Source organism: Vibrio sp. D173a, from assembly GCF_030248475.1.
Genome location: NZ_JAHGAH010001468.1, coordinates 1 through 884, shown reverse-complemented (window position 1 = coordinate 884; position 884 = coordinate 1). Strand labels below are relative to the sequence as shown.

The following is an 884-nucleotide window of genomic DNA, read 5'->3' as shown; positions in this document are numbered from 1 at the left end:
GGTATTCTAGAGACGGTTTGGAACCGTAGTGGTATTCCAAGTGTGACTCTTGAAGTGGGTATGGGCAAAGTGACTCAACCAGAAATGATTCAACGAGCGGTGGATGGCGTATTCAACATACTCCGACATTACGATATGTTGAGTGACAGCATCAAAGCTTCCGTCTTACCTGAGATCGATTGGATCGCTGGTGACAGTGTCGTTTCTATTCGTGCGGATATTGGTGGTTTCGTTCTACCTCAAGTCTCTTTGCTACAGCAGGTTGTAGCCGGCGACTTATTGGCGATTCAGTACGATGCTTTTGGTAATGAGTGTCGTCGTTATATGTCGCCTTCGAAAGGGCATGTATTGAGTTATAACGTGGATGCTCTTCGAGAGCCGGGGGCCTTGGTTGCACGTTTATTGTGTTAGATGACAGGCATCTATAAATAATAGATAAAAAAAACCGAGCAGAGCTCGGTTAAAGGACAGTGGCCATAGAGTAGGCATGTATGTCGAGCTCTTTGTCTCAACGTCCTCTAAGTTAGTCGCAGTAAATGAAACTTCTATGGACTAATGATGACACTTTGAAACCACTTTGATTTCATTGAGATGACGAAAAATGGAAGCGCGATTCGCTTCCATTTTTTTCACTTGATTAAAATGCTTGGTCTACGACATCTTTGAGCTTGTCGTAAGGCATGTATCCCGGAAGGAACTGACCATTGATGATCATGGTCGGTGTGCCTGTTAGACCCAGAGCTGAGAATGTTTGATGGTTGGTGGTGAGAACCGAATCAAGCTCTGGTGTCGACTTCAGCAGCTCTTCTGTACCCGTACGTTTCGCCACTGCTTCTAAAGAACGAGTCGTATGCAGGCCGCTTTTTGCTACAAGCAGGTCATGC

Annotated in this window: 2 protein-coding genes; one reads left to right on the top strand and one right to left on the bottom strand. The window is 45.5% G+C overall.

Going from position 1 to position 884, the window contains the following annotated elements:
- Positions 1 to 411, top strand: a 411-nt coding sequence (locus tag KIV40_RS34130; protein WP_285353877.1) for a succinylglutamate desuccinylase/aspartoacylase family protein, incomplete at its 5' end; no start/stop codon positions are given.
- Positions 412 to 637: 226 nt separating this feature from the next.
- On the opposite strand, the gene KIV40_RS34125 is transcribed toward KIV40_RS34130, so the two are convergent.
- Positions 638 to 884: DsbA family protein (locus KIV40_RS34125; protein WP_285353876.1), on the bottom strand; the 247-nt coding region annotated here is incomplete at its 5' end.